This is a genomic window from Chryseobacterium sp. (assembly GCF_022712095.1).
Lineage (GTDB): Bacteria > Bacteroidota > Bacteroidia > Flavobacteriales > Weeksellaceae > Chryseobacterium.
The window spans coordinates 1-6032 of sequence record NZ_JALAHD010000025.1 but is presented as its reverse complement, the minus strand read 5'-3'; the positions used below and the strand labels follow the sequence as shown (position 1 = coordinate 6032).

The 6032-nt window shown below is 36.8% G+C and carries 4 protein-coding genes; all 4 read left to right on the top strand.

Going from position 1 to position 6032, the window contains the following annotated elements; all coding sequences use genetic code 11:
* The first annotated feature begins 54 nt into the window (after positions 1-54).
* The 4 genes from Q0A18_RS01160 to Q0A18_RS01145 all read left to right on the top strand — a co-directional run bounded on the left by Q0A18_RS01160 (position 55) and on the right by Q0A18_RS01145 (position 5975).
* Positions 55-504 carry a MarR family transcriptional regulator gene (locus Q0A18_RS01160; protein ID WP_292008334.1) on the top strand — a complete coding sequence of 150 codons (450 nt, stop codon included), beginning with the start codon at positions 55-57 and terminating at the stop codon, positions 502-504.
* Between the two features lie 7 nt (positions 505-511).
* Complete coding sequence (locus tag Q0A18_RS01155) at positions 512-2905, top strand: 3-hydroxyacyl-CoA dehydrogenase/enoyl-CoA hydratase family protein (RefSeq protein ID WP_292008333.1); 2394 nt, start codon at positions 512-514, stop codon at positions 2903-2905.
* A 42-nt stretch (positions 2906-2947) separates the two neighbouring features.
* A complete protein-coding gene (locus tag Q0A18_RS01150; protein ID WP_292008332.1) occupies positions 2948-4129 on the top strand; it encodes an acetyl-CoA C-acyltransferase in 1182 nt (393 codons plus the stop codon).
* A gap of 70 nt (positions 4130-4199) precedes the next feature.
* Positions 4200-5975, top strand: a complete 1776-nt coding sequence (locus tag Q0A18_RS01145; RefSeq protein WP_292008331.1) for an acyl-CoA dehydrogenase family protein — start codon at positions 4200-4202, stop codon at positions 5973-5975.
* Positions 5976-6032: the final 57 nt, after the last annotated feature.

Below are 6032 nucleotides of genomic sequence, written 5' to 3'. Positions count from 1 at the left end.
ATCCTATGCATGCATAATAATTATTATATTTGGTCAAAACCATTGAAAAATAAGATGATGGATAATAGAGAAAAAATTGAAAATGTAGATCTCGTTTTGAAACAGACATGGTTAGCTGTTTCAAAAATGTATTCAGAGCTGGCTCAGGAGCATGACTCTACAGCTGTACAGGCACTTACCCTTCTTAAAATAGATCCTAAAGAAGGAACAAGAAGTACCAATCTGGGGCCTAAAATGGCTATAGAACCTACTTCTTTAACAAGAATCATTAAACTTTTGGAAGACAACGGTTATATCTACAAAGAGAAAACCACTACAGACAAAAGAGAAGTTATTATAAAGCTTACAGATAAAGGATTGAATTCGCGGAACCTCTCTAAAGAAGTAGTGGTGAATTTCAACAAGAAAGTTATGGAAAGAATACCTCAGGAAAAAATGGAGGTATTCAAAGAAGTAATGCATGAAATAATGAAAATTGCCAACGATTTAAACAACCGAAAATAAATTTGAAATGAAAAGAAGAATCAAACATGTAACGGTTCTTGGTTCAGGAATTATGGGAAGCGGTATTGCAGCTCACTTTGCCAATATTGGTGTTGAAGTTTTGCTGTTGGATATTGTTCCGTTTGAATTAACTGAAGCAGAAGAAAAAAAAGGTTTGACCAAAGAGGATAAAGCAGTCAGAAACAGAATTGCCACAGAAAACTTTGAAAAACTAAAGAAATCAAGCCCTGCCCTGCTTTATTCGCCAAAATTTGCTGAGAGAATCAAAGTAGGAAACTTTGATGACGATTTACAGAAAATAAAAAACACGGACTGGATTATAGAAGTTGTAGTTGAAAGACTGGACATCAAAAAATCCGTATATGAAAAAATAGAACAATTCAGAAAACCGGGAACTTTAATTTCTTCCAACACGTCCGGTATTCCTATTCACTTACTGACAGAAGGAAGAAGTGAAGATTTCAAAAAATACTTTGCTGGAACCCATTTCTTTAATCCTGTAAGATACCTGCCTCTTTTAGAGATTATCCCTACTCACGATACAGATCCTGAGATTGTAGATTTCTATATGAATTACGGAGCTAAGTTCTTAGGAAAAACTACCGTTTTAGCAAAAGACACTCCTGCGTTCATTGCAAACAGAATCGGGGTTTTCTCTATTATGGATCTTCTTCATAACGTTAAAAAAATGGGACTTACCGTTTCTGAAGTAGATAAACTGACCGGACCTGTAATTGGACGTCCTAAGTCTGCCACTTTCAGAACAGCAGATGTGGTAGGATTAGATACTTTAGTGATGGTAGCCAATGGGGTTCGTCAAAGCGGTGCTGAAGCCAATGATTTCAACGATGTATTTGAACTTCCTGGATATATCCAGACTATGATGGATAATAAATGGCTGGGTTCCAAAACCAATCAAGGGTTTTATAAGAAAGTTAAAAATGCAGAAGGAAAATCTGAAATTCATGGATTAAACCTCGAAACATTAGAATATGAGCTTCAGGGTAAGATTTCATTTCCGACGTTAGAACTCACCAAAGCTATTGATAAGCCTATTGACAGATTTAAAATTCTGATCGGAGGAAAAGATAAAGCCGGAGAATTATACAGAAAATCATTCGGAGCATTATTCGCGTATGTATCTCATAAAGTTCCTGAAATTTCTGATGAAGTTTATAAAATTGATGATGCAATGAGAGCTGGTTTCGGATGGGAAAACGGACCATTTGAAATTTGGGATGCAGTTGGAGTTCAGAAAGGAATCGAACTTGCAAAAGACGCAGGATATGAAGTTTCAGACTGGGTAAAAAGTGTAGAAACTTTCTACAAAGTAAACGATGAAGGCCAAAGCATATTCTTTGATAAAAACTCCGGAAACTATAATAATATTCCGGGACAAGATGCATTTATCATCTTAGATAATATCCGAAAAAATAAAACCCTTTGGAGTAATTCAGGTTCTGCCATTGAAGATCTTGGAGATGGTATCATCAACTTTGAAATCCGTTCAAAAATGAACTCTTTAGGGGGAGAAGTTCTTGATGGATTAAACAGAGCTATTGATTTAGCAGAAAAAGAATACGATGGATTAGTTGTAGGAAATCAGGGGGCTAATTTCTCAGTAGGAGCTAATTTAGCAATGATCTTAATGATGGCTATTGAGCAGGATTGGGATGACCTGAATATGGCTATTGCTTACTTCCAGAAATCAATGATGAGAGTTCGCTACTCTTCTGTTCCTGTTGTAGTTGCTCCGCACGGAATGACTCTTGGGGGTGGTTGTGAAATGACCATGCATGCTGACAGAGTGGTTGCAGCAGCAGAAACTTACATTGGATTGGTAGAAACCGGAGTTGGTGTAATTCCTGGTGGCGGCGGTACTAAAGAATTGACCTTAAGAACTTCCAGAGAATTCCATAAAGATGATGTTAAAAACAACAGACTTCGTGAGGCTTTCATGAATATCGCTATGGGTAAAGTGGCAACTTCCGCTTATGAAGCCTATGATATGGGAATTCTTGAAAAAGGGAAAGATATTGTTTCCGTAAGCAAAAACAGACAGATTGCTGAGGCTAAAAAAGTAGCTAAATTACTGGCAGAACAAGGATATACCCAGCCTATCGAGCAGAGAGTAAAAGTTCTAGGTAAAGATGCATTAGGAATGTTCTATGTAGGAACTGACCAGATGTTAACCGGAAATTATATATCTGAACACGATAAGAAAATTGCAGACAAACTGGCTTACGTAATGGTTGGAGGAAATCTTTCCGAAGAAACAGTAGTTACCGAACAATATCTGTTAAACCTTGAAAGAGAAACATTCTTATCACTTTGCGGAGAAAGAAAAACATTGGAGAGAATCCAGTATATGTTACAAAAAGGAAAACCGTTGAGAAACTAATAATCAGAATGTTTAATTTTTATAACAATTAATAATAGAAAAATGTCAAAGACAGCATATATAATAAAGGGTTACAGAACGGCCGTGGGTAAAGCTCCAAAAGGCAGTTTAAGATTTACAAGACCCGATGTAATGGCGGCAACAGTTATTGAAAAACTGATGGCTGATGTTCCGCAATTAGATAAAAACAGAATTGACGATCTTATTGTAGGAAATGCAATGCCTGAAGCTGAGCAGGGACTTAACGTAGCTCGTTTAATTTCTTTAATGGGATTGAATACTGATAAAGTTCCCGGAGTTACCGTAAACAGATATTGTGCTTCAGGAAGTGAGGCAATTGCTATTGCATCTGCTAAAATACAGGCAGGAATGGCTGATTGTATCATTGCAGGAGGTACAGAAAGTATGTCTTTCATTCCAATGGGAGGTTATAAGCCGGTTCCTGAAACAGATATTGCAAAAACCAATCCTGATTATTACTGGGGAATGGGTTATACTGCAGAAGAAGTAGCTAAACAGTATAATATTACAAGAGAAGAACAGGATCAGTTTGCTTTTGAATCTCATATGAAAGCTCTAAAAGCGAATCAGGAAGGAAAATTTGCCAATCAGATTGTTCCGATCCCTGTTGAATATACTTATTTAGATGAAAATCAAAAGATCCAAACTAAAAAATTTGATTTCTCAGTAGATGAAGGACCAAGAAAAGATACAAGCCTTGAAGGTTTAGGAAAACTAAGACCTGTATTTGCAAACGGAGGAAGCGTTACAGCAGGAAATTCATCACAAATGAGTGACGGCGCTGCTTTTGTAATCGTTATGAGTGAAGAAATGGTTAAAGAATTAGGACTTGAACCGGAAGCAAGATTGGTATCTTATGCTGCTGCAGGACTTGAACCTAGGATTATGGGAATGGGGCCTGTATATGCTATTCCAAAAGCATTAAAACAAGCCGGTTTACAACTTAAAGATATTGAGCTTATTGAATTGAATGAAGCTTTTGCTTCTCAATCAGTTGCCATAAAAAAAGAATTGGATCTTAATCCTGAAATTTTGAATGTAAACGGAGGTGCAATTGCTTTAGGTCATCCACTGGGATGTACAGGAACTAAACTTACCGTACAGCTGATGGACGAAATGAGAAAACGCGGAAACAAATACGGAATGGTCTCTATGTGTGTAGGAACCGGACAGGGAGCTGCGAGCATCTTTGAATTACTTTAAAAATGTATAGATGTATTCATAATAAGTGCATCTATACAAAATCATTAATTATTAAAAAATAAAATAATATATGGCTACACTAAAAGGAGGAGAGTTTTTGATCAAAGAAATTCCTGCAAATGAAATTTTCAGTATTGAAGAGCTGAATGAAGAGCAAAAAATGCTTCGTGATTCTGCAAAAGAATTCATCGACAGAGAAGTGGTTCCTCAAAAAGAACGTTATGAGAAAAAAGATTATGCATTAACGGAAGAAACAATGCGCAAGCTTGGTGAAATGGGAATGCTTGGAATTTCAGTACCTGAAGAGTACGGGGGATTAGGAATGGGATTCGTTACTACGATGTTAGCCTGTGACTATCTTTCCGGAGCTACAGGATCATTAGCTACTGCATATGGAGCTCATACGGGAATCGGAACATTGCCAATCGTTCTTTACGGTACAGAAGAGCAGAAGAAAAAATATCTTCCGGATTTAGCTACAGGAACTAAATTTGGAGCCTATTGTCTTACAGAGCCTGATGCCGGATCTGATGCCAACTCAGGAAAAACAAGAGCAAGATTATCTGAAGACGGAAAACATTATATCATTAACGGGCAAAAAATGTGGATCTCTAATGCAGGGTTTGCTGATACGTTCACATTGTTCGCTAAAATAGACGATGACAAAAATATTACTGGATTTGTGATCAACCGTTCTGAACTTGAAAACCCTGAAAGCCTTACTTTTGGTGAGGAAGAGCATAAATTGGGTATCCGTGCATCTTCTACCCGTCAGGTTTTCTTCAATGATATGAAAATTCCGGTTGAAAATCTTTTGGGAGAAAGAAATAACGGATTTAAAATTGCATTAAATGCCCTGAACGTAGGTCGTATCAAATTAGCTGCTGCATGTTTGGATGCACAAAGAAGAATCACTAATCACTCTATACAGTACGCTAACGAAAGAAAACAATTCGGAGTTTCTATTTCTACATTCGGAGCAATCAGAAAAAAACTGGCAGAAATGACTACCGGTATTTTTGTAAGTGAAGCCGGTTCTTATAGGGCTGCTAAAGATGTTCAGGATAAAATTGATGAATTGGTAGCTGGAGGTTTAGACCATCAGGCTGCTGAATTGAAAGGTGTGGAAGAATTTGCAGTAGAATGCTCTATTCTTAAAGTATTTGTTTCAGATTTAGCTCAACATACAGCTGATGAAGGAATTCAGGTATACGGAGGTATGGGGTTCTCTGAAGATACTCCAATGGAATCAGCATGGAGAGATTCAAGAATTTCCAGAATCTATGAAGGGACTAACGAAATCAACAGATTACTTTCTGTAGGAATGCTTATCAAGAGAGCAATGAAAGGAGAATTGGACTTATTATCTCCTGCAATGGCTATCAGTAAAGAACTAATGGGTATTCCTTCTTTCGAAACTCCTGATTATTCTGAGTTTATGAGCGAAGAAAAAGCTATTATTGCAAATCTTAAAAAAGTATTTTTAATGGTTTCAGGAGCTGCTCTTCAAAAGTATATGACTGAGATCGAAAAACAACAGCATTTATTATTGAATGCTTCTGAAATTCTGAACCAGATCTATATGGCTGAATCTGCAGTATTAAGAGTGGAAAAACATTTTTCTCCTGACTCCGTGGAAGCTGCAATGGCTCAGTTAAATCTTTACAAAGCAGTAGAAAAAATCATCGTTGCTGCTAAAGAAGGAATTATATCTTTCGCTGAAGGAGACGAACAAAGAATGATGCTTTCAGGATTAAGAAGGTTTACTAAATATAACAATCATCCTAATGTAGTAGCATTGACTGAAAAAATTGCTGCTCATTATATTGAGAAAGGTTCTTACTAATTAAACCTTACCATACATAAATTTGATAATGCCCCCAAAAGGGGCATTTTTTGATTT